Raw genomic sequence first — 22,755 nt, forward strand, 5'->3', positions numbered from 1 at the left:
GTAGGAGCAAAGCTTGCTCGCGATAAGGCCCGACAGATACCAACGGTCCGGGCTCAAGCCGCCCGCAACGAGATAAACGCATAGTTGAGCGGTGCTTCAATCGCTACGTCAGCCCCGGCCGCCAACACTTGCCCGGCAATGTCCTCGCCCGAGACATGAAATAGCCATTCACTGTCGGGTGCGGCCAGTGGCTGCGCCACAACCTGATCGATGACTGAGGCAAAAGCGTCCATCTGCGGCAGATAAGCGGTAAACCCATCACCTTTCAGCGCTGTGATGCGGATTCCCAACAACTGGCAGATCGCATCCTTGGCCTGAACATCGTCGCGATCTGACTGGCGCGAGCGCTGGATCAACGCCACCAGTTCCTGATCCACCAATTCCCCACCCACAATCAAGTCCGGACCCTGTTCCCACGACTCGGGCGGGCAGTCTTTCACCGCCGGGTTCAGCGGGATGTGCGGATTGATTTCCATCGGATAGATGCGGCACACCAGCGGCCGGCGTTCGTAGATGCGGCAGAGGTTGTCTTCGTCAAGATTCCGGCAGGGCCCGACGTTGTAGGCGGCGAAGGTGATGGCCACGTAGACATCGCTGGCGCCGCTTCGAACCCTCACCGACCGGCGTTCGGCATGTTCGCGTTGCTGCAACGGCAGGCCCAGGCCATTGCCCAGGAAACCTTCCACCAGCACGATCACCTGACCCCCATCGTTCGCCCACATGCGGGCTTCCGCCAGGGTCAGGGGGACGTGGTGATCGTTGCAGCATTTGCCGCAGCCTACGCAGGAAAACGTCGTATTCATGGGTCGATCAGTCGCCGGTGAGGTCATGAAAGCGCGACGGAAATCCACCGCACAGGCGTGTCTCGAAGCAAGTTATGCGCCATTCACGGCTTTTTGGCGGGCGAACGGATGGAGTCCCACTCGGTCACGTAGGCGGTTTTGCTTTGTTTGTTGTAGAGGCACAGCTCGGTGCCTTGTTGGCCCTTCATGTGCTTTTGCGGGTATTGGCCTTGCAGCAGGAGGGCGGTGTAACCCACGCGGTCGTCGAATTGTGCGGCGGTGCCGACGGGTTTGGCGTCCTTCAGGCCGCTGGCCTTGGTGCAACTGGCGAGTACGGCTTTGTCATAGGCAGCCCAGGCGTCGGGGCTGGAGGCGTGAACCTGGGTGGCGAGGGCGGTGAGGCTGAGGAAGAGCAGGGTGGTGGTTTTCATGGGTTGGGCATCCTTGTGTGTGTTGGCCAAGGTTGGAGTATGCCTGATGGTTGTGGGGTGTTTTTGCGGGCCTCTTCGCGGGCTAGCCTCGCTCCTGCAGGGATCGATCTTCTGATTGCGCGCGAAGGTGATGTATCAAACCGGCACCGGCTCCCGCCGAACCACCCGCATTCCGGCACTTTCATACAACCGCTGCGCCCGCCGGTTGTCTTCCAGCACTTTCAGATCGACAAATCCTTCGCGGCGCTGCTGAAACGCCTTGAAAGCATTTAGCAGCAAGGCGCGGCCCAGTCCGAGGCCTTGGGCGCGTGGGTGCACCACCAGATTCTTGATGTAGGCGCTGGTCCAGCATTGGCACACGCCAACAATCCCTTCGCCATCCAGCGCGATAAAGCACAGGCTCGGATCGTATTCGGGATCGGTTTCAAAGCGCTGTTGCCAGACCTCCAGCGTCGGCACGCGGCCGCCGCCTTCGCGATAACCCAGTTCCATCAAGTGATGTACGGCTGCGGCGAGTTCGGGGCGGTATTGAGTCAGCTCAATACCGGTGGGCCAAGCGATGTCCGGCACCGCCTGCGTAAGGTTGCGCCGCATCAGAAAGCAAAAGTCCTCGGCCAATCTCAGTAACCCTGTTCGGCGACAGCCTTGGCGGCTTCGATCAGGCACTTGGTCAATTCCGGCGAGGAGAACTTGGTCAGTACCCCGTTGGCCCCGGCCAGACGTGCTTTTTCGCTGTTCATCGCGCTGTCCAGCGAGGTGTGCAGCAGCACGTAGAGGTGCGAGAAGTCCGGGGTTTCGCGCAGGGTGCGGGTGAAGGCGTAGCCGTCCATCTCCGACATTTCGATGTCCGAGACGATCAGGTTGATCTGCTGCGCGGTGCCTTGCAGGTCCAGCAGGCAATCGATGGCTTCCTTGGCGCTGCGGGCGGTGTGGCATTGCAGGCCGAGGTTGCGCAAGGTGTGTACCGATTGCTGCAACGCGGTCTGGCTGTCATCGACCACCAGGATGCGAGCGTTGCCCAGCACTTCGGCGTCTTCCATGCTCAGTTCGGTCGGGGCCATTTCAATCTGCGCCGGGGCGATACCGTGGATGACTTTCTCGATGTCCAGCACCTGCACCAGCACGCCGTCGACCGACGTCACGCCGGTGATGTACGAGCGCACGCCGCCGGAACCGAAGGGTGGCGGACGGATGTCGGTGGTCAGGCAGTGCACAATCTTGCTCACGGCCTGCACGTGCAGGCCCTGCTTGGAGCGGCTGACGTCGGTGACGATCAGGCAGCCACCGTTGGGATCTTCCAGCGGCCGCTCGCCGATGGCGCGGCTCAGGTCGATCACCGACAACGAGGCGCCGCGCAGGGTGGCGATGCCTTTGACGTGGGGATGCGACTCCGGCAGCTTGGTCAGCGGCGGGCAGGGGATGATTTCACTGACTTTCAGCAGGTTGATCGCCATCAGCTTGCCGCTGCGCAAGGTAAACAGAAGAAGCGAAAGTGAATCTGCGCGGGCTTTGGTGGTGGACATAAAAAACCTTCTTTGGCGAAAGGTGATGGGCGAGTGAAGAGTCGCCAAAAACTATTGATGCCGGGTTATCGACTTGTTGGGGGCAGGCTTTAGGTTAAATCCCCACCACCGGCCAAACGGCGAACCCCTGTGGCGAGGGCGCTTGCTGGTGGCGAGGGGGCTTACCCCCGTTCGGCCGCGAAGCGGTCGTAAAAAACCGGTGAAGTTCTCTCTGTAAAGCGGGGGAGCGCTTCGCACTCCAACGGGGGCAAGCCCCCTCGCCACAGGGTTTCACTGAACTCAAGAGTGGGGTTATTTCATCCCCAACCGCTTGGCCATCCGCCCCAGATTCGCCCGATCCAAGCCTAGCTCACGGGCCGCGCTTGCCCAGTTGTTGTGGTGGCGTTCCAGACAGGCGTTGATCAGTTGCCGCTGATAATCCTCGGTCGCGACTCGCAAGTCACCCGAGACTAAAGCCACAGGGGCGACAGCCGGTTGTTCCGCGGGCGCTTCAACACTGCCATGAGGCAAATCCAGGTCCGCGGCGCTCAAGCTGAGAATCTTCGGCCGTTCATTGCAGTTGCCCAGCGCCTTCAATGCGCTGCGGCCAATCAAGTGTTCCAGTTCCCGCACGTTCCCCGGCCACTGATACGCGAGCAGCGCCGCCTGGGCATCGCTGTTCAGGCGCAGGCTATTAAGGCCCATGCGCGAACGGTTCTGTTCCAGGAAGAAGCCGCTGAGCAGCAACACATCGCGCCCGCGATCCCGCAGCGCCGGGACCAGCAATGGATAAACGCTCAGGCGATGATAGAAGTCGGCGCGGTAGCGGCCGCTGCGGACCTCTTCGGCCAGGTCACGGTTGGTCGCCGCGATCAGCCGCACGTCCACTTGATGCTCTTTATCCGAGCCCAAACGCTGCAACTGGCCGCTTTGTAGCACCCGCAGCAACTTAGCCTGCACGGTCAGGGACAGTTCGCCGACCTCATCGAGAAACAGCGTGCCGCCATTGGCCAGTTCGAACTTGCCGCGACGGTCGCTGGTTGCCCCGGTGAAGGCGCCACGTACATGGCCGAACAATTCGCTCTCCACCAAGGTGTCCGGCAGGGCGGCGCAGTTGAGGCTGATGATCGGTTTGTCGGCGCGGGAGGACGCGGCGTGGATCGCCTGGGCCACCAGTTCCTTGCCGACCCCGGTTTCCCCGGTGATCAGCACGGTCAGGTCGCTACCGCCCACCAGGCTGATCTCTTCCACCAAACGTTTATGGGCCTTGCTCTGGCCGATCATCTCGCGGTTCTGCTGGCCGCTGGCCTGACGGTAAACCTCGGCGCGCTGGTGTTCGTCTTCGGCGCGATTGGCCAGGCGCTGGATGCGCTCGGCGGCGTTGACGGTGGCGGCGGCGAGGCTGGCGAAGGCTTGCAGGGCGTCGAGTTCGATCGGTTCGAAGCGTTCCGGGTCCAGGGCATCGAGGGTCAACAGGCCCCACGGGCGTTCATCGATAAACAGTGGGCAGCCCATGCAATCGTGGACTTCCAGGTGCTCGTCGAGGCCATCGACCAAACCGTCATAAGGATCCGGCAAGTCGCTGTCGGCGGCGAAGCGGGTCGGGCCGGGGCTGCTGAGCAGCGCCTCGAAACGTGGGTGTTCGCTGACTTTGAAGCGCCGGCCGAGGGTGTCGGTGCTCAAACCGTCCACAGCCAGCGGCACTAGCCATTCGCCGTCGAGGCGCAGCAGGGCGGCGGCATCGCAGGGCAGCAGGGCGCGCATGGCTTCAAGCAACCGCCGATAGCGCTCGCCTTCGGGCAGTTCGCGGGACAGGTCGGAGACCAGGGGGAGCAGGGCGGTGAGCAGGGATTTTGCAGTCATAGTGACTCCGTGTAGTCGCGATGACTATAAGGCAGTCTGTGTCGATATGACTACGTTGTATTTAAGTCGTTGATTTATAGGGTTTTAATTGTTGGCATGGAAACTGATAAGCCTAAGGCATTCACATCGAAGTTCAGGAGTTGCCCTAATGCTTAGCGTTCAAGACCGTGCCATCGTCAAATCCACCGTGCCGCTGCTGGAAAGCGGTGGCGAAGCGCTGATCACTCACTTCTATCGCATGATGCTCTCCGAATACCCGGAAGTCCGCCCGTTGTTCAACCAGGCCCACCAGGCCAGCGGCGATCAGCCCCGCGCCCTGGCCAACGGCGTATTGATGTATGCGCGGCACATCGATCAGCTCGACCAGTTGGGCGACCTGGTGGCCAAGATCATTAATAAGCACGTGGCCCTGCAAATCCTGCCGGAACACTACCCAATTGTCGGCACCTGCCTGCTGCGCGCCATCGCCGAAGTGCTGGGCGAAGAGATCGCCACCCCGGAAGTCATCGGCGCCTGGAGCGCAGCCTACAACCAATTGGCCGACATCCTGATCGGCGCCGAAACCAGCATCTACGACCAGAAGGAGCAGGCTCCGGGCGGCTGGCGCGGGGCTCGGGAGTTCATCGTCGCGGCCAAGGTTGAAGAAAGCGCGGAAATCATCTCGTTCTACTTCGAACCTGCCGACAAAGGCCCGATCCTCGCCGCCGAGCCGGGCCAGTACATCGGCATGAAGCTGATCCTCGACGGTGAAGAGATTCGCCGTAACTACTCGCTGTCGTCCCTGTCCGACAACGGCCAGTACCGCATCAGCGTCAAGCGCGAAGCCGGTGGCCGCGCCTCCAACCATTTGCACGATCAACTGCATGTCGGCGCGAGCATCCAACTGTTCCCGCCGTCGGGCGAGTTCACCCTGACCGCCAGCGACAAACCCTTGGTGCTGATCAGCGGCGGCGTCGGCATCACCCCGACCCTGGCCATGCTCCAAGCGGCGCTGGCCACCGAGCGGCCGGTGCACTTTATCCACTGCGCGCGTAACGGCAGCGTCCATGCGTTCCGTGACTGGATCGATGGCTTGGCCGAGCGTCACCCGCAGCTCAAGCGCTTCTATTGCTACGCCGAAGATGATGGCGTGAGCCCGGCGGCGGACAAGGTTGGGTTGTTGAGTCAGGAGCAGTTGGGCGAGTGGTTGCCGCAGCAGCGCGACCTGGATGCTTACTTCCTGGGGCCGAAGGGCTTTATGGCGGCGATCAAGCGTCACTTGAAAGCGTTGGGTGTGCCGGAGAAGCAGAGTCGTTATGAGTTCTTCGGGCCGGCTTCTGCGCTGGAGTAAGCGAGGGGCGAGGTGAGCCCGTCTCACCGCGTCGTTTCAATCGCGGGCAAGCCTTGCTCCTACAGACGTCACGCCATAAATCTGTAGGAGCAAGGCTTGCCCGCGATAGCCACACCTCGGTCTTGAACGGTGAATTCTCACCTTCTGTTTAAAAGTTAATCCCTCCTTAACCAGCCTATCGTCTATTCCCCGACATCTACCGGCGCGCGCCAGGCTCTCCACGGTCATGGTCTGCGTGTAGACTTCCGGCAATCGATATCTAGAAGGGAAACGCGATGAGTGACGAAACCATGCGATTGGGCCGTGAGCGGCGATATCTGGTGTTGCTGGGCATCATCTGCCTGGCGCTGATCGGCGGCGCGCTGTACATGCAGGTGGTGCTGGAAGAAGCACCGTGCCCGCTGTGCATCCTGCAGCGTTATGCGTTGTTGCTGATCGCCATTTTTGCCTTTATCGGCGCGGCCATGCGCACCCGTCGCAGCCTCACGGTGTTCGAGGTGCTGGTGGTCATCGCCGCGCTCGGCGGTGTGGCGGCGGCCGGGCATCACGTCTATACGCAGTTCTACCCGGCGGTCAGCTGCGGTGTTGACGTGCTGCAACCGATTGTCGATGGCCTGCCACTGGCGAAGATCTTTCCGCTGGGCTTCCAGGTCGACGGCTTCTGCGACACGCCGTACCCGCCGATCCTCGGCCTGTCACTGGCGCAGTGGGCGCTGGTGTCGTTTGTACTCGTGGTGGTGCTGGTGCCGCTGCTGGTCTCGCGTAACCGCAAGGCGCTGCGCTAACCCGCGGCAGCAAACAAAAAACGCCCCGGTCCTCGTTGAGAGGGCCGGGGCGTTTTGCATTTCAGAGCGCGAGTCAGCAGATCGTGATGTGCGACAGCGAAGGGTGCGCAACGTGTGCGACATGTTGTCACAGCCGGAGTGTCGCAACTCATTTCAAGGGGCGGAATCGGTGCATAGCTACGCAACGATTTGAACCGATTGGCGACGCTAGCCAATTGTTCATCTTCAGGGTGTAACAGGCAGTTTTAACAAGCCTTGGTGAATCGCCACACCCCTTGCCTATCGGGGCTTTGCCGGGGGTGGCGGATGGCAAGGCGCCATGAAGGCTGTCTGAACCGAGGGTGGTAGCCCCACAAATTTTGGTGTTTTTGTTGAGAATTAATTTCGATACCATGCTGAACTTTTGCAAAATCCGTTAATGATTGTTGCTGGAATGGATAAAAATTATTTCGGGATGAGACATGGTTTATGCGTCGCGACGTATCTACAATCGCCCGCACTGAATTCCCGGCGCTGCTCTCGACTGAGCAGATAGGGCGTCGAAAGGCCTGACGGCTTTATGCGACTCCCAGGTGTCGGTGCCTTTCCGACTATCCGCACCAAATGGAATTGGTCTGTAACAAGGCCTTTGACCACGAATTCGAATAAGAACTCACCGCTAGCCCAGGATTTGTCGAACAGCGTCTGACGCGCGACGGGCAGCCCTTATTCAATCCAAGAAAAATGCCAACCCTTGGCAGGGTGAAGTGTTGGCGATCAAAACCCAACTGCATTGCGCAAGCTGCTTTAGAGGTCGTGAGATGAGTAAAAACAGGTACCCCAGACTACTAGGCTTATTGCCGCTGCTCGGCACGTTGTTGCTGTCAGGCTGCAACATGACCTTGCTCGACCCCAAGGGCCAGGTCGGCCTGGATGAGCGAAACCTGATCATCACCGCAACGCTGCTGATGCTGTTGGTCGTTGTGCCGGTCATCGTCATGACGTTCCTGTTCGCCTGGAAATATCGCGCTTCCAACCCGAACGCGGTGTACGCGCCTAAATGGTCGCACTCCACCAAGATCGAAATCGCGGTGTGGGCTGTTCCGGTCCTGATCATCATTGCCCTGGGTTACGTGACTTACATTTCGACCCACGCCCTGGACCCGTACAAGCCGCTGGAATCCGACGTCAAGCCGATCACCGTTGAAGTGGTCTCCATGGACTGGAAGTGGCTGTTCATCTACCCGGAACAAGGCATCGCCACTGTTAACAAACTGGTGTTCCCGGCCAACACGCCTATCAATTTCAAAATCACCTCCGACACCGTGATGAACTCGTTCTTCATCCCGGGCCTGGGTGGCCAGATCTACGCGATGGCGGGCATGGAAACCAAGCTGCACCTGATTGCCAACCAGAACGCTGAATTCGACGGTATCTCCGCCAACTACAGCGGCGCGGGTTTCACCGGCATGAAGTTCAAAGCTATCGCCACTTCCCAGGCGGATTTCGATGCCTGGGTCAGTGATGTCAAGAAGGCACCTAAACAGCTGGAAAAAGCTGAATACGAAGCCCTTTCCAAACCAAGCCAGAACAACCCAGTCGAGCTCTACTCCTCGTTCACGCCAAACCTGTTCCAGATCATCGTCGACAAGTACGAAGGCATGAAACCGGGCCAGCCAATGCATCACGAGAAAAAAGAGCACGAAATGGCCGCCATGGAAGGGATGGACATGAGTTCGCATTCAGCTGCCGGGGCAGAGGAGTAAACGATGTTTGGTAAATTAAGTTGGGAAGCGGTCCCGTTCCACGAACCGATTGTGATGATTACCATCGCCATGATCGCGCTCGGTGGTCTGGCTGTGTTCGGGTTGATCACCTACTTCAAGAAGTGGACCTACCTGTGGACCGAGTGGCTGACGTCGGTCGACCACAAGAAAATCGGCGTGATGTACATCATCGTCGCCATGATCATGCTGCTGCGCGGTTTTGCCGACGCCATCATGATGCGTTCCCAGTTGGCCATGGCCACCGAGGGTTCGCCTGGCTACCTGCCGCCTGAACACTATGACCAGATCTTCACCGCTCACGGTGTGATCATGATCATCTTCATGGCGATGCCATTCTTCACCGGCCTGATGAACCTTGCAGTGCCGCTGCAGATCGGCGCCCGTGACGTTGCCTACCCGTTCCTGAACTCCCTGAGCTTCTGGCTGCTGGTCTCCGGCGTCGTGCTGGTGAACGTGTCCCTGGGTGTCGGCGAGTTCGCCCGTACCGGTTGGGTTGCGTATCCACCGCTGTCGGAACTGGGCTACAGCCCGGGCGTGGGTGTGGACTACTACATCTGGGCACTGCAGCTATCGGGTCTAGGTACGACGCTGACCGGGGTTAACTTCCTGGCCACCGTGCTGAAAATGCGTACCCCGGGCATGAAGATGATGGACATGCCGATCTTCACCTGGACCTGCACCTGGGCCAACGTGCTGATCGTGGCTTCGTTCCCGATTCTGACCGCTACTTTGGCTTTGCTGACGCTTGACCGTTACATGGATTTCCACATTTTCACCAATGAACTTGGTGGCAATCCAATGATGTACGTCAACCTGTTCTGGGCCTGGGGTCACCCCGAGGTTTACATCCTGATTCTGCCGGCGTTCGGGGTCTTCTCCGAAGTCATCTCGACCTTCTCCGGCAAGCGTCTGTTCGGCCACCACTCGATGATCTACGCCTCGGGCGCGATCTCGATCCTGGGCTTCATGGTCTGGCTGCACCACTTCTTCACCATGGGCTCGGGTGCGAGCGTCAACGCCTTCTTCGGGCTGGCGACGATGCTGATCTCGATTCCGACGGGGGTGAAGCTATTCAACTGGCTGTTCACCATCTATCGCGGTCGCTTGCAGTTCACCAGCCAGGTGCTCTGGACCCTGGGCTTCATGGTGACCTTCGCCATCGGCGGCATGACCGGCGTACTGCTGGCCATCCCGGGTGCTGACTTCGTGTTGCACAACAGCCTGTTCGTGATCGCTCACTTCCACAACGTGATCATCGGCGGCGCAGTATTTGGCTACATCGCTGGTTTCGCCTTCTTCTTCCCTAAAGCGTTCGGCTTCAAGCTGCACGAAGGTTGGGGCAAGGCAGCGTTCTGGTTCTGGATTTCGGGCTTCTTCGTCGCGTTCATGCCGCTCTATGCACTGGGCTTCATGGGCATGACCCGTCGTCTGAACGCCACCACCAACCCTGAGTGGGTGCCTTACCTGCACGTTGCAATGTTCGGCGCGGTCATGATCGCCGTCGGTATTGCCTGCCAGTTGATCCAGTTGTACGTCAGTGTGCGTGACCGCAAGAAGCCAGAGAACATGTGCGAACACGGCGACCCGTGGAATGCCCATACCCTGGAATGGTCGACCTCGTCGCCACCGCCGTTCTACAACTTCGCCGTACTGCCGAAGGCTCCTGGCATCGACCCGTTCACTGAAGCCAAGGAAAACGGTACTGCGTACCAGGCTCCGGCCAAGTACGAGCCGATCCACATGCCAAACAACACCGCGACCGGCCTGGTCATGGGTGCTCTGTTGACCGTGTTCGGTTTCGCCATGATCTGGCACATCTGGTGGATGGCCATCTTCGGCCTCGCCGGTACCGTGATCTACTTCGTTATCCATGCTGCCCGTGATGACCAGGGCTATATGGTGCCGGTCGACGTGATCGAGCGCATCGAAGCCGAGCAGCACAAGCGTCTGGTAGCAGCAGGGAAAATCCCGGCTGGCGCCACCCGTGTTGAAACCTCGTTGGAACAGGCTTAAACCATGTCGAACTTAGTGACCAATGCTGGACACGTCCATGTCGATGGACATGGGCACGATGACCATCACCACGACTCGGGCGAGATGACCGTATTCGGTTTCTGGCTCTACCTGATGACCGACTGCATTTTGTTTGCGTCGATCTTCGCGGTGTACGCGGTACTGGTTAACAACGTAGCGGGTGGCCCGTCGGGCCACGACATCTTCGAGCTGCCATACGTGCTGGGCGAAACCGCCTGCCTGTTGCTCAGCTCGATCACCTACGGCTTCGCCATGCTGGCGTTGTTCAAGGGCAACAAGAAGGCAGTGTTGGGCTGGTTGGCCATCACCTTCCTGTTCGGCCTGGGCTTCATCGGCATGGAGATCAACGAGTTCCACATGCTGATCTCCGAAGGCTACGGTCCTAACCGCAGCGGCTTCCTGTCCGGGTTCTTCACCCTGGTCGGCACCCACGGTCTGCACGTGACCAGCGGTCTGATCTGGATGGCGATCATGATGTATCAGGTCAACAAGCACGGCCTGACGTCGACCAACAAGACCCGCCTGAGCTGCCTGAGCCTGTTCTGGCACTTCCTGGACGTGGTCTGGATCTGCGTATTCACCGTTGTTTACCTGATGGGGACCCTGTAATGGCTAATGCACATTCCCACGATAGCCACGACGCCGGTCATGGCAGCGTAAAGTCCTACGCCATCGGCTTCATCCTGTCGGTGATCCTGACGATCATTCCGTTCGGCCTGGTGATGTACCCGTCGCTGCCGAAAGTCTGGACGTTGTGGATCGTACTGGCCTTCGCCGTGATCCAGGTACTGGTTCACCTGGTGTACTTTCTCCACCTGGACCGCTCCGCCGCCCAGCGCAATAACGTGATCGCGTTTGTGTTCGCTGCGATGGTGATCGTCCTGCTGGTTGGCTTGTCGCTGTGGATCATGTTCAGCATCCACACCGTCATGATGGCGCACTGAGGAAAGTCCGGATGTCCTTTAAGCACTTTATCCAAATCACCAAACCGGGGATCATTTTCGGTAACGTGCTTTCTGTGGCGGGCGGATTTTTCCTGGCCTCGAAAGGGCATGTCGATCTGGCCATCTTCCTGGCCGCCATGATCGGCACGTCCCTGGTGGTGGCTTCCGGTTGCGTGTTCAACAACTGCATCGACCGCGACATCGACCTGAAGATGGAACGCACCAAGAACCGGGTGCTGGTCCAGGGCTTGATCTCCCTGAAACTGGCCCTGATCTACGCGACCGTCCTGGGCATTGCCGGCGTTGCACTGTTGTACAAGGTGGCCAACCCGTTGGCCGCGCTGTTCGCGGTGATCGGTTTTGTCATCTACGTCGGCTTCTACAGCCTGTACCTCAAGCGCAAGTCGGTTCACGGCACGCTGGTGGGCAGCCTGTCGGGCGCCATGCCGCCGGTGATTGGTTACGTTGCCGTGACCAACAGCTTCGACATGGCCGCGCTGACGTTGCTGGTGATGTTCAGCCTGTGGCAGATGCCGCATTCCTACGCCATCGCGATCTTCCGCTTCAACGATTACCTGGCCGCATCGATTCCGGTGTTGCCAGTGAAGCGCGGGATTCAAGTAGCGAAGAAGCACATCCTGCTCTACATCCTGGCCTTCCTGATCGCGACCTTGATGCTGACCTTCAGCGGTTACGCCGGCATGAGCTACCTCGCCGTCGCCGCGGCCATGGGCATGTACTGGTTGTACATGGCCTGGACCGGCTACAAGGCAGTGGATGACACGGTCTGGGCACGCAAGCTGTTCGTGTTCTCGATCTTCACCATTACCGCGTTGAGCGTCATGATGTCGCTGGACTTCAAAGTGCCGAGTGAGCTGTTGCTGACTTATGCGCCGTAAGGTTTAGACGCTGTACGAAAAGCCCCGCCCTTCGAGAGGAGAGCGGGGTTTTTTATTGGGGATTCGTTGCCCAATTTTATTGATCGACTCCGCCTCTGTGGCGAGGGAGCTTGCTCCCGTCCGGCTGCGCAGCATTCGTAAAACCTGTGCATGAGGTGTGCCTGATGACATACAGGGGAGTGCTTCGCACTCAAACGGGGGCAAGCCCATAGACCATTGCCCACTCACACAGCGGAAACCTCCTACAAAGCTTTCAGGTTGTCGGTCGGAAGTCGTCTGCCTAACCTTCGGGATGTCGCCAATCCAGCTGCAATTGCTGCCAGGCGCTTCGCCGTTACGTCATCACAGGCGTTGCTATTTCACAGCAGGTTAGAGGTTCGAGCATGGAGTTGCCGGATGTAATCATTCCCCGCGTGAATACGAACACAACGTTGGGGCAGGCGTTGGTTTCCATGTTCAAATCTGTCGAAGCGGAACTGGTCCTTGGAGGACGCAGAGGCGGGAGCTGTCAAATTTATCGTGTTCGGTGGATGCGCCGTTCATCTCTATACAAGTCACCGTGTTTCCACGGATGTCGATGCCGAGGTTTACGAGGCTAATGTCCCCAAAGGCCTGCACCTTCAATCAATGCTGGCAGAGATGCCCGAGCCATTCGTCGATGAACGATCCGGTCGATTGATGGAACTGAACTACGACCTTCAATACAACACAAGCTTTGGTCCAATTCACGAGGACTATTGGGAGCGGAGTCTGCCGCTTGCCGAGTTTTCGATTGAGTCTCCTCTGCATGTTCATATTGCAGCGCCTATCGACATTGCCATTTCAAAATTGGGCAGGGCTACGGATCAGGACATTGGCGATATCAGGGCGCTTCTCAGGAGTGGTTTCATACTGACCACCGAACTCCGTCGACTGGCATTGCAGGCGATTGATGTATATGTTGGCAATAAAGAGCCACCAAGCTCTGTCCTCGACAGTATTTTGCAAGATTATCTGGAGAATACAGATGACGAAGCCCCGTAACGGCCACGTCCTCTCAGCCGCTTTGGACACGCTGGTCAAAAGCCCTTTGAATCAGGCAGATGATGCTGCGCTTGTCAGTGCGGCCAAGGCTGTTTGGTACACGAACGCGAACCTTGAAAGTGAAGTCACAGCATTTTTGAGTCGTCATTCTGCTGAGATCGAGGTTCGTCGTGCAGGCTACCTGCTCGAGCGTTTCACCCGTTTTGCGTGTGTGTCTGATAGCCGCGTGCTGGAAACCTTCAACGTGCTGGAGCTTTTTGCGTTCACGACTTCCAAGCAAGATGTGAAGCTTCAAGCAGTCACTCCACTTCGCCTGCGTCGTGATGAACTTGCCGATTCCTGGGGGTTAAGTGAAGGCCTTGGCTTAAAGGCTCAAACCCTCATGCCGTTTCAGACACGGCATTATGAGGCTGAGCAGCGTTCAACGATTTCCTGAAAGTCGGCTGCATGACAAGAGCCCTGCCTTCGAGAGAAGAGCGGGGCTTTTCGTTCAGGACGGGACTTGATGTGATCAGCAAATGCCAGTCAGGCGCAGTCCCTATGGTGAGTGCGATCAATTATTCGTGAGGTGTGTCGAGCAGGCGGAAGAATCGCTCACGCACTTGAGGTTGATCGCTGTGTGCCACGTTAAATCGCAGGAATCGGCTGGCATCAGGCGCTTTGCTGAGCAAGGTGCCGGGTGCCAAGACGAGGTCGGTTTCCAGACCTTTGCGCGCCAGTGTTTCGGCGTGCAGCCCTTCGGGCAATCGCGTCCAGATAAACAAGCCTTCACCGGGCAGGGATGACACCGAACACCCGGCCTCGACCAACCAGCGCGCCACCCGACTGCTTGACTCATACAATCGATCCACCGTGCGCCGCACATGCTTGGCATAGCTGCCATTGCTGAGCATCGTGCAGGTAATCTGCTCCGCGAACTCCGAGGTCACGCCACCGCAGGCCATTTTCAGCGCGATCAGTCGCGCCGCCAGGGGCGGTGACAGCACGGCATAACTGACCCGACTATTGGCGGTCAGGGTCTTGGAGAACCCTGACACATAACTCACATTCTCCAGCCCGCTCGCCGCCAGGCGCGGTGTCCGGCGTTGTTGCAGGTCGCCATACAAATCGTCTTCGACAATGTGGAAACCATGCCGATGACTCAACTCCAGCAAACGATAAGCCTGAGCCGGGGAGAACGAGTGCCCGGTCGGGTTATGCAGCGTGCTGTTGGTCATGTAGAGCACGGGCTTGTGGGCGATCACCTGTTGCTCGAAGGCGTCGAGGTCCAGGCCGTCACAATGGCGGGGGACGGTGATGACGTGGGCGCCATGCAGCGCGAGGTTGGTGTGCAGGTTGAAGTAGCACGGATCGTCGAGCAGCACCGTGTCACCGGGTTTGAGCAACAGGCGCATCAGCAGGTCGATGGCTTGCATGGTGTTGGAGGTGGTGATGATCTGTTCCACCGGCACTTCGATGCCGAAGGACGACAGTTTGACCCGCAACGCCTGGCGCAGCGGCAGGTAACCGCCCACTACGCCGTATTCGCCCATGCGCAGGGCGGTGGCGCGCAGGGTGCCGCGTACGGCTTTGAGCAATTCTTCGGCGGGTAGCCAGGAGGAGGGCAGGAATCCGCAACCGGGGCGCAGGGCGCCGTTATCCACCAGCACGGCGCGGCGTACCACGCTGAGGGTGTCCTGGGGCAGCAGGTCCGGGCCGGCTTCGCTCGGGATGGTTGTGCTGGAACGGTGTACGTAATGCCCCGAACCCTGGCGCGACACCACCAGGCCTTTGGCGCGCAGGTGATCGAGGGCGTCGACCACCGTGGATTTTCCGACGTTCAACAGCTCGGCCAGTTCGCGGATCGGCGGCAACTTGGCGCCGTGGGGCAGCCCTCCCTGGCTAATGGCGATCGACAATTGATCGACGATCTGCTGCACCAGCGGCACGCCCGGCTGGAACTCGATGGCCGCAATCACGGCGCGTTGAGCCTGCATTTTACTGGTCTCCCTGGCAGTAAAGTTCGCTGGATTCTATCCGAACTTGCCCTGCTCAAGGCAAGCGTCTGTGCTTACCCTCGACGGCGTGTTTTGCCTGAATGATCAAGAAGGTGCCGTGATGAACAAGCCAACCACCCGTGATGAACGCTTTATCGAGCTGGCCAGGGAGCACGGCTTCGACCTCTACGACGAGAACACCGTCGGCGGCCATTACTCCCCGCTGATCCGCCATGGTGATGAACTGTACGTCAGTGGCCTGGTGCCGCGAATGAACGGCAAAATCCAGTACCCCGGCCGGGTTGGGCTGGAACTCAACCTCGCGGATGCCCAGGCCGCCGCCAGCATCAGTGCCATCCGCGCACTGGCACTGATCATGGATGCCGTCGGTTCACTGGATAAGCTCAAGTCACTGATTCGCGTCACTGTCTATGTCAAATCCACGTTTGATTTCGTTGATCTGAGTGAAGTGGCCAACGGTGCCTCGGATGTCTTTACCCACGTGCTGGGCGATGCCGGCAAACATACCCGAACCACGGTCGGCGTTTATCAGTTGCCGAAAAATGCCCCGGTAGAAGTGGACATGATCGTCGCGTTGCAACCTACGTTGTGAATGAAATCAGCCGTTAAAACGCCCCGCCTTTGCAAGAAGCGCGGGGCTTTTTCATTCAATGTCGTGGTAAAGACCTGCCTTGGGCTAATCTGTCAGAAGTTGGATTGTTAATGGATTGATACAAAGGGGTAGGTAGGGGGAAATGACTGACCACATGACGTGCGATGAACGCTTCATCGCCCTGGCTGCTGAGCTTGGCTACGACATCTATGGCGAAAGCACCACCGGTTGGCATTTCGAGCCACTGGTTCGGCACAACAATGAACTGTATGTCAGCGGGCTGATACCGCTTAAGCATGGCAAGGTTCAGTACCCGGGCAGAGTGGGCCTTGAGTTGACCCTGGCCGATGCTCAAGTTGCCGCCAGCATTTGTGCGATGCGTGGCCTGGCATTGGTTGTCGAAACTATCGGCTCACTGGATAAAATCAAGTCGCTGTTGCGCATCACGGTGTACATAAAGTCGACGGCGGACTTTGCTGACCTGAGCGAAGTGGCCAACGGCGCGTCGGATGTATTCAGGCATGTATTGGGTGATGCCGGAAAACATACACGAGTGACGATCGGTGTTTATCAATTGTCGAAAAACGCGGCAGTGGAGCTGGACATGATTGTTGCCTTGCGTCCTCCAGCGCTGTGACAGCGTTTCGGACAACAAAAAGCCCCGCGCTGAGCCTCAGCGCGGGGCTTTAAGTTTTGCAGTACCGCCAGGGTGTATTACTGCGCGGAGATGCTGTAACCCTCGAACGCGGTTTGCTGTTGCAGCGCGGTGATGATGTTCTTGCGGTTGACCGCTTGTTCAGTCCCGGCATTGTCCAGGAAAGTCTCGCTTTCCAGTTCCGCTTCCTCACCTTCGCCGACAAAGGTGAAACCGAGGAACTCCAGGGCTTCACGGTCAACATTCAGGCGTGAGCGCGGTGTGCGCAACGGCAGGGTGACGTTCACGCCATCCTTGCTGATGGTGAACACTTCGACTTCCTTCTTCGCCCTGGCGGTCTTGCTCTTGCCGCTGCTCGGGTTGCTGATGGCTTGATGGGTCTGATTCAGCACCTTCAGCGCCAGGCCATAGACGATTTCCTGAAACGCCGGGTCGTCCTTGAAGCTGGACAGAATGCGGCTGATCGGGAATTTGCTGCTCAGGTCTTCCAGGGCGGCAATGTCGGAAGCCTCGGCGTCCTTGAGTTGCTTGAGTTCGCCCATCAGTTCGTAGGCTTTATCGTCGTCGAAGTTGTCGTGAGCGTGGCGGATCGCAGCGCGCAGCTCGCGGATCTGGTCGCTTTCGCGAGTGGACTGGAAAGCATCCAGCACCATTTCGCTGATGGTCTTGGCCTGGGGCACATGCTGTGAAAGATTGATGGAGTTTTCGTATTCCGCTTTGGACGACAAGGTGACTACGGATTCAGCGGTGTTGGAATCGGACATTGAAATTTCACTACTTCTTTTAACTTGAGTTGAGGCGAGAAAGCGCTGGGCCTTTTCAGGCCGCCTAATCTATTGGACCTGAGCCGCGTTGTCACGACCCAACAGGCGGGCGGGCAGTATGCCGGGTGCGCGGATCACCCTGTAGGCGCGGACTTCAGGGATTGGAAAACCCGGTAAAACTTGAGCGTACGGCCGCAGAACAACCCGGTGGCAAAGCCTGAAGCACACGCCTTGAACAAGACCATCTGCAGCGTCGCCGACAGTTCTGGATACACCTCGGCCTGATAGCCGAAGTAATAGTTCACGGAAAAAAGCATGAGATAGAGCGTCAGTGCCTTGGGCGAGCCCGGCAGGATCAGTCCGGTTTGCGGATCATCCAGCTCGATGCCCTTGCGCGTGAAAATCAACAGCGCAGCGAGGCTACCGACCAAGACTGCGATCAACCAGCAAGTCAGCGTCAACGGTGGATTGAGCGTCAGATTCAGCGAATACAGCGACCAGGCGAGCAGAATCGTCGGCGTGATCAGCCATGAAGTTTTGCCTTCCCGAGTGGGGGACAGGGTTTTGATGCCGTCGTAGCACAGCAGCAGAAATACCACGTAAACCCATAACGGGGTGTTTTGCAGGGTGTTCAACATGACGCAGCATCCTTGCCGAAATTGAGTGCCGGGATCATAGCGCTAGCGCCCGGTTATTACCCCGGCGAATTCAGATTCATCGAGCGAACCACCATTTGCTCAGCCATTTGCGGGTCCACGGGCAATGTGAAGCGGAAGGTTGCACCGCGTCCCGGAACATCGACCAACTGGATGTCACGGCCATGCAGTTGCAGGATCCGATGCACGATTCGCAGCCCCAGCCCGCCATCACGCCGTGCGCCGCCAATATTGAATGGACGCAGGAATAGGCCTTCGCGCAGTTCGGCGGCGATGCCGGGGCCGGTGTCGCTGATGGTGATTTCGACAAAAGTACCTTGCGGACGCAGGCTGAGTTCGATTTCTCCGCCTTGCGGTGTATGGCGCAGGGCGTTGTCGAACAGATTGGTCAGGACCCGTTCGATCAGTCCGAGGTCGGCGCAGGCGGCGGAAACGTTCGGGGCGAAAGTGGCCTTGAGTTCCACCTGGCGCGCCTCGGCGGTGAGTTCGAATTTCTGGAAGATGTCCTGCACCAGATCGGTTACGGAGAAACGCTCAAGCACCGGTTGCACAAAACCGTGTTCCAGTCGCACCAGTTCCAGCAGCGATTGCGCCAGGCCACCGACCTTGCGGCTTTGATCAAGCGCGATGCCCAGGTAGCGCCGCCGGTCGGCGGAGGACAACGTGGCGTCCTTGAGCGACAGGGTTTCCAGATAACCGTGCAGCGAAGCGAGCGGTGTGCGCAGGTCGTGGGAGATGTTCGCCACCAGTTCGCGACGTTCCTGGTCCTGGCGGGTCAGCGAACGCCATTGTTCGCTGAGGCGGGTTTGCATCTGCCGGAAGGCGGCGTCGAGGACGGCAATTTCATCGTGGCTGGCGGCTTTTTCCACCGGGATTGCCGTGGGTGGCGTGACCGGGATGCCGTCGATGTCGAACTGGCTGACGGTCTCGGTCAGGCGCCGCAACGGCCGGGTGATCAGGGCAAAAGCCGTGAGGCCGGCAATCAGGCACAACAACGCCACCAGGCCGATGGACAACAGCGCGGTATTCAGCGCGGCGCTGGTGGCACCGCGTTCGGCAAAGCGGTCGTGTTCTTCACTGAGCAACACCACATACAGATAGCCGGCCGGCTTGCCATCGACCTGCAACGGCGCGGCGCTGAACACCTTGCGGCCATCGACGCTGCGCGGGTCGTCGCCAAGAATCGGCAGGGCATCGCCCTTGAGCAAATGCTGGATCGGCTGCAGATCGACTTTATTGCGGCGTATCCGCCCTTCAGGGGCGGCACTGCCGACAATCCGCCCCTGGCTGTCGAGCAGATAGACCTCGACACTCGGGTTGACCAGCATCAGTTGGCTGAACAGGTCGCGCACGGCGTTGGGCATCAGGCCTTTGGCGTCCATCAGCACAGTATCGTGGGCGATGTGCTGGGCCAGGTCCCGGGACAACCCTTGCACCACTTCCAACTCATGCATCTGGTTGGCGCGCACCTGCATCCAGGCCGAAGTGCCGCAACACACCAACAGCAACACGGCGAACACCAGGGACAGGCGCTGCGTCAGGGTCAATCTCATGGCTGGTCCTCCGGTGCGGCGAATTTGTAACCGCGTCTCCACACCGTGAGAATGCGTGCCGGTTGTGCGGGGTCTTTCTCGATCTTGGCCCGCAGGCGATTGATGTGCGTGTTGACCGTGTGCTCGTAGCCTTCATGGGTGTAGCCCCACACCGCGTTGAGCAGGTCCATGCGCGAAAACACCTTGCCCGGTTGGCGGGCGAAGAAATACAGCAGGTCGAACTCCCGTGGCGTGAGGTCCAGGCGTCGGCCATCGAGGGCGACATCGCGGGTGATCGGGTCGATGGACAAGCCGTCGACGGTCAGGCTGCCGGCGTCCATTTTCAGGTTGCGGGCCATGGCATCGACCCGTCGCAGCAGCGCCTTGACCCGGGCCACCAGCTCCAGCATGGAAAACGGTTTGGCCAGGTAATCGTCAGCGCCCAGCTCCAGACCGAGGATGCGGTGCAATTCGCTGGAACGGGCGCTGGTGATGATGATCGGTGTGTAACGGGCCATGGCCCGGGCGCGGCGGCAGATTTCCAGGCCGTCGACACCGGGCAGCATCAGGTCGAGGATCAGCGCGTCCCAGCTTCCTTGCTGCAACAGGCGCATGCCTTCGTCCCCGTCGGCGCAATGCACCACCTCGAACTGCTCATCGCGCAGATGCAGGCAGATAAGGTCGGCGATATGCAGGTCGTCCTCGACCACCAGGACGCGTTTGGTCTGTTCCATGAAGCTCAATCCTTTGCTGCGAATGGGCACATTGTGCGGGTTTTCCTCGGGTTCAGTTATCACGAATTGTTTAACTCCCCGTGAGGATTTGGCGATCAACCCAAGCCTAGGCTGTGTTCCATGACAGGTACCTGGGATTTTTGGAGACGGCCATGTTTTCACGCAGACAATTTCTTTTAACCAGCGGCGGGCTGGGGGCTGCAGCCCTGGTGATCGGTGTATTGCCAAAATTTGCGGCGAGTTCGGCGCTGATCGGCGAGGCCGATGCGGCGGAGGTGTTCGAGGTGACTCACACCGACCGCGAATGGCGCTCCCTCCTCAGTGCTGAACAGTACGAAATCCTGCGTGAAGAAGGCACCGAGCGGGCCTATAGCAGCCCTTTGAACAACGAGCATCGGGCGGGCACGTTCGCCTGTGCCGGGTGTGATCTGTCGTTGTTTTCATCCGATACCAAGTTCGACAGCCGTACCGGTTGGCCAAGCTTCTGGGCGCCGCTGGACAAGGCCGTTGCCACGCGTCAGGACCGCTCGTTTGGTGTGTTGCGTGAAGAGGTTCACTGTCGGCGTTGCGGCGGTCACCTGGGTCATGTCTTCGACGATGGGCCAAAACCGACGGGGCTACGCTACTGCATGAATGGCCTGGCCATGACCTTCGAGCCACAGGCGGCTTGATCCGCGGGCGCCTCCTTTCTTTCTCCTGATGCAGGTCGACGCTATGTGGCTTCTGGTTCTCTCTTACCTCGGTGGTGTGCTGACGATTGTCAGCCCGTGCATTCTCCCGGTCCTGCCGTTTGTCTTTGCACGCACCGGGCAGCCCTTTGTGAAAAGTGGCCTGCCGCTGCTGGTGGGGATGGCCATGACGTTCGCGCTCGTCGCCACGTTGGCGGCAGTGGGCGGCGGTTGGGTGGTGCAACTCAATCAGTACGGTCGCTGGCTCGCGTTGGTGTTCGTGGCACTGTTCGGGCTGACGCTGTTGTTGCCCCGGTTGGCGGATCGCCTCACACGCCCGCTGGTAGCGGCCGGCAGTCGATTGTCGGAAGTGGCGGGCGCCGATGCCCGGCCACGTCCCGGTGCGTCGTTCCTGATCGGCGTCGCCACGGGCCTGCTCTGGGCGCCGTGCGCCGGGCCGATTCTGGGGTTGGTACTGACGGGGGCGGCGCTGCAAGGGGCGAGCATCGGCACCACCTTGTTGCTGCTAGCGTACGCCGCCGGCGCGGCAACGTCATTGGCCGTGGCATTGCTGCTGGGCGGCAAGGTATTTGCGGCAATGAAGCGCTCGATAGGCGCTGGCGAGTGGGTGCGACGTGGGCTGGGTGCGCTGATGCTGGCCGGTGTGGCGGCCATCGCCCTGGGGCTGGATACCGGGATTCTGGCGCGGGTGTCGACGGCGTCCACCGGCGGCATCGAACAGGCCTTGGTCGGGCGACTGGCCGGTAAATCACCGAACAGCCCGACGTCGGGCAGTGCCCTGCAAGTGGCGGACAAAACACCCGGCACACTGCCTGTCGAGGGCAACCTCCCGCCGCTGGACGGTGCCGTGCAATGGCTCAACTCGCCACCCCTCACCGCCGAGGCGTTGAAGGGCAAAGTGGTGCTGGTGGATTTCTGGACTTATTCCTGCATCAACTGCCTGCGCACGTTGCCCTATGTGAAAGCCTGGGCCGAGAAGTACCGCGACCAGGGGCTGGTGGTGATCGGCGTGCATGCACCGGAGTTTGCCTTCGAACGCAATGTCGGCAACGTCACCAAGGCCATGAAGGACCTGGGCATCAACTACCCGGTAGCCATCGATAACGACTACAAGATCTGGCGCGCCTTCAACAACGAGTATTGGCCGGCGCACTACTTTGCCGACGCCCAGGGGCGCATCCGTTATCACCACTTTGGCGAAGGCGAGTACGCCGAGTCGGAGCGGGTGATCCAGCAACTGCTGCGTGAGGCCGGGGCGACGAAGGTGGCGGACGGCCTGATCAATGCCAGCGCCGAGGGCGTGCAGCTCGCCCCGGACAAGAAGGAAGCGCTGTCTCCGGAAACCTATGTCGGCTACCAGCGTGCGGAGAACTTCGTACCTGAAAAAGGCTTCACGGCCGACAAGGTCGCGACCTACAACCCACCGGCACAATTGGCCCTCAATGACTGGAGCCTTGGTGGGCAATGGAATGTCGGCCCGGAGCGTGCCACCTCCAGCGTACCCGCCAGCCGCATCGTCTACCGCTTCCATGCGCGTGACCTGCATCTGGTGCTGGGCCCTGGCGCTGACGGCAAACCGGTGCGCTTCAAAGTCCTGATCGACGGCAAGGCCCCGGGCGATGCCCACGGTACCGACGTGGCGCCCGATGGTAGCGGCAGCGTGTCCGAACAACGCTTGTATCAATTGGTGCGTCAGTCCGGCGATGTCTCGGACCGCACCTTCAGCATTGAGTTTCTCGACCCGGGTGTCTCGGCGTATGCCTTTACGTTTGGTTGA

At 59.4% G+C, this 22,755-nt stretch carries 23 protein-coding genes; 13 read left to right on the forward strand and 10 right to left on the reverse strand.

Annotated elements, in window-relative coordinates; translation table 11 throughout:
* Nucleotides 1-53: 53 nt before the first annotated feature.
* The 5 genes from ACZ89E_RS28350 to norR form a co-directional block, all read right to left on the reverse strand.
* Entirely contained in the window at nt 54-803 is a 750-nt protein-coding gene (locus ACZ89E_RS28350; protein ID WP_476256822.1) for a YkgJ family cysteine cluster protein, read from the reverse strand.
* Nucleotides 804-886: 83 nt separating this feature from the next.
* Nucleotides 887-1,213, reverse strand: a complete 327-nt coding sequence (locus ACZ89E_RS28355; protein WP_476256823.1) for a hypothetical protein — start codon at nt 1,211-1,213, stop codon at nt 887-889.
* 135 nt (nt 1,214-1,348) lie between these two features.
* Nucleotides 1,349-1,807, reverse strand: a complete 459-nt coding sequence (locus ACZ89E_RS28360) for a GNAT family N-acetyltransferase (protein WP_149658146.1) — start codon at nt 1,805-1,807, stop codon at nt 1,349-1,351.
* A gap of 26 nt (nt 1,808-1,833) precedes the next feature.
* Nucleotides 1,834-2,736: a chemotaxis protein CheV gene (locus ACZ89E_RS28365; protein ID WP_133840532.1), complete on the reverse strand. Its 903-nt coding sequence runs from the start codon at nt 2,734-2,736 to the stop codon at nt 1,834-1,836.
* A 291-nt stretch (nt 2,737-3,027) separates the two neighbouring features.
* A complete protein-coding gene (gene norR, locus ACZ89E_RS28370; RefSeq protein ID WP_476256824.1) occupies nt 3,028-4,578 on the reverse strand; it encodes a nitric oxide reductase transcriptional regulator NorR in 1,551 nt (516 codons plus the stop codon).
* A gap of 148 nt (nt 4,579-4,726) precedes the next feature.
* Here norR and hmpA point away from each other — a divergent pair, with 148 nt between their 5' ends.
* The 9 genes from hmpA to ACZ89E_RS28415 all read left to right on the forward strand — a co-directional run bounded on the left by hmpA (nt 4,727) and on the right by ACZ89E_RS28415 (nt 13,795).
* Complete coding sequence (gene hmpA / locus ACZ89E_RS28375) at nt 4,727-5,908, forward strand: NO-inducible flavohemoprotein (protein ID WP_476256825.1); 1,182 nt, start codon at nt 4,727-4,729, stop codon at nt 5,906-5,908.
* A 275-nt stretch (nt 5,909-6,183) separates the two neighbouring features.
* Nucleotides 6,184-6,693: a disulfide bond formation protein B gene (locus ACZ89E_RS28380; RefSeq protein ID WP_149658143.1), complete on the forward strand. Its 510-nt coding sequence runs from the start codon at nt 6,184-6,186 to the stop codon at nt 6,691-6,693.
* 800 nt (nt 6,694-7,493) lie between these two features.
* Nucleotides 7,494-8,438, forward strand: coding sequence for a ubiquinol oxidase subunit II (cyoA, locus tag ACZ89E_RS28385; RefSeq protein WP_149658142.1), 945 nt, complete (start codon nt 7,494-7,496; stop codon nt 8,436-8,438).
* Nucleotides 8,439-8,441: 3 nt separating this feature from the next.
* Nucleotides 8,442-10,472: a cytochrome o ubiquinol oxidase subunit I gene (cyoB, locus tag ACZ89E_RS28390; RefSeq protein WP_149658141.1), complete on the forward strand. Its 2,031-nt coding sequence runs from the start codon at nt 8,442-8,444 to the stop codon at nt 10,470-10,472.
* 3 nt (nt 10,473-10,475) lie between these two features.
* Nucleotides 10,476-11,102, forward strand: coding sequence for a cytochrome o ubiquinol oxidase subunit III (locus ACZ89E_RS28395; protein WP_133840526.1), 627 nt, complete (start codon nt 10,476-10,478; stop codon nt 11,100-11,102).
* Nucleotides 11,102-11,437, forward strand: a complete 336-nt coding sequence (gene cyoD / locus ACZ89E_RS28400) for a cytochrome o ubiquinol oxidase subunit IV (protein WP_054045505.1) — start codon at nt 11,102-11,104, stop codon at nt 11,435-11,437. The genes ACZ89E_RS28395 and cyoD overlap by 1 nt, the downstream gene beginning before the upstream one ends.
* 11 nt (nt 11,438-11,448) lie before the next feature.
* Nucleotides 11,449-12,336, forward strand: a complete 888-nt coding sequence (cyoE, locus tag ACZ89E_RS28405) for a heme o synthase (protein WP_149658140.1) — start codon at nt 11,449-11,451, stop codon at nt 12,334-12,336.
* A 483-nt stretch (nt 12,337-12,819) separates the two neighbouring features.
* On the forward strand, nt 12,820-13,359 hold the full coding sequence (locus tag ACZ89E_RS28410) for a DUF6036 family nucleotidyltransferase (protein ID WP_476256826.1): 540 nt from the start codon (nt 12,820-12,822) through the stop codon (nt 13,357-13,359).
* Nucleotides 13,343-13,795 carry a hypothetical protein gene (locus tag ACZ89E_RS28415; RefSeq protein WP_149658139.1) on the forward strand — a complete coding sequence of 151 codons (453 nt, stop codon included), beginning with the start codon at nt 13,343-13,345 and terminating at the stop codon, nt 13,793-13,795. Before ACZ89E_RS28410 ends, ACZ89E_RS28415 begins: the two co-directional genes overlap by 17 nt.
* Nucleotides 13,796-13,916: 121 nt before the next feature.
* Here the strand turns inward: ACZ89E_RS28415 and ACZ89E_RS28420 are convergent, their stop codons facing one another.
* Nucleotides 13,917-15,335 carry an aminotransferase-like domain-containing protein gene (locus tag ACZ89E_RS28420; protein ID WP_463258428.1) on the reverse strand — a complete coding sequence of 473 codons (1,419 nt, stop codon included), beginning with the start codon at nt 15,333-15,335 and terminating at the stop codon, nt 13,917-13,919.
* A 121-nt stretch (nt 15,336-15,456) separates the two neighbouring features.
* On the opposite strand from ACZ89E_RS28420, the gene ACZ89E_RS28425 reads away from it, so the two are divergent.
* Both ACZ89E_RS28425 and ACZ89E_RS28430 read left to right on the forward strand, forming a co-directional pair.
* Entirely contained in the window at nt 15,457-15,948 is a 492-nt protein-coding gene (locus ACZ89E_RS28425; protein WP_149658137.1) for a RidA family protein, read from the forward strand.
* A 142-nt stretch (nt 15,949-16,090) separates the two neighbouring features.
* Nucleotides 16,091-16,585: a RidA family protein gene (locus ACZ89E_RS28430; protein ID WP_149658136.1), complete on the forward strand. Its 495-nt coding sequence runs from the start codon at nt 16,091-16,093 to the stop codon at nt 16,583-16,585.
* A gap of 77 nt (nt 16,586-16,662) precedes the next feature.
* On the opposite strand, the gene ACZ89E_RS28435 is transcribed toward ACZ89E_RS28430, so the two are convergent.
* From ACZ89E_RS28435 to ACZ89E_RS28450, 4 genes are all read right to left on the reverse strand, one after another.
* The gene (locus tag ACZ89E_RS28435) at nt 16,663-17,367 is read right to left on the reverse strand and encodes a hypothetical protein (RefSeq protein ID WP_476256827.1); all 705 of its coding nucleotides are present in this window, start codon (nt 17,365-17,367) and stop codon (nt 16,663-16,665) included.
* 134 nt (nt 17,368-17,501) lie between these two features.
* Nucleotides 17,502-18,005 (reverse strand): DUF6622 family protein, encoded by a 504-nt coding sequence (locus ACZ89E_RS28440; protein ID WP_149658134.1) that lies wholly within the window; start codon nt 18,003-18,005, stop codon nt 17,502-17,504.
* 56 nt (nt 18,006-18,061) lie between these two features.
* A complete protein-coding gene (locus ACZ89E_RS28445; protein ID WP_149658133.1) occupies nt 18,062-19,576 on the reverse strand; it encodes a sensor histidine kinase in 1,515 nt (504 codons plus the stop codon).
* Entirely contained in the window at nt 19,573-20,289 is a 717-nt protein-coding gene (locus ACZ89E_RS28450; RefSeq protein WP_149658132.1) for a response regulator transcription factor, read from the reverse strand. Before ACZ89E_RS28450 ends, ACZ89E_RS28445 begins: the two co-directional genes overlap by 4 nt.
* A 152-nt stretch (nt 20,290-20,441) precedes the next feature.
* On the opposite strand from ACZ89E_RS28450, the gene msrB reads away from it, so the two are divergent.
* Together msrB and ACZ89E_RS28460 are read left to right on the forward strand one after the other, a co-directional pair.
* Entirely contained in the window at nt 20,442-20,960 is a 519-nt protein-coding gene (gene msrB, locus ACZ89E_RS28455) for a peptide-methionine (R)-S-oxide reductase MsrB (RefSeq protein ID WP_476256828.1), read from the forward strand.
* A gap of 43 nt (nt 20,961-21,003) precedes the next feature.
* Nucleotides 21,004-22,755: a cytochrome c biogenesis protein DipZ gene (locus ACZ89E_RS28460; RefSeq protein ID WP_476256829.1), complete on the forward strand. Its 1,752-nt coding sequence runs from the start codon at nt 21,004-21,006 to the stop codon at nt 22,753-22,755.

This window comes from Pseudomonas sp. TE3899, assembly GCF_056279105.1.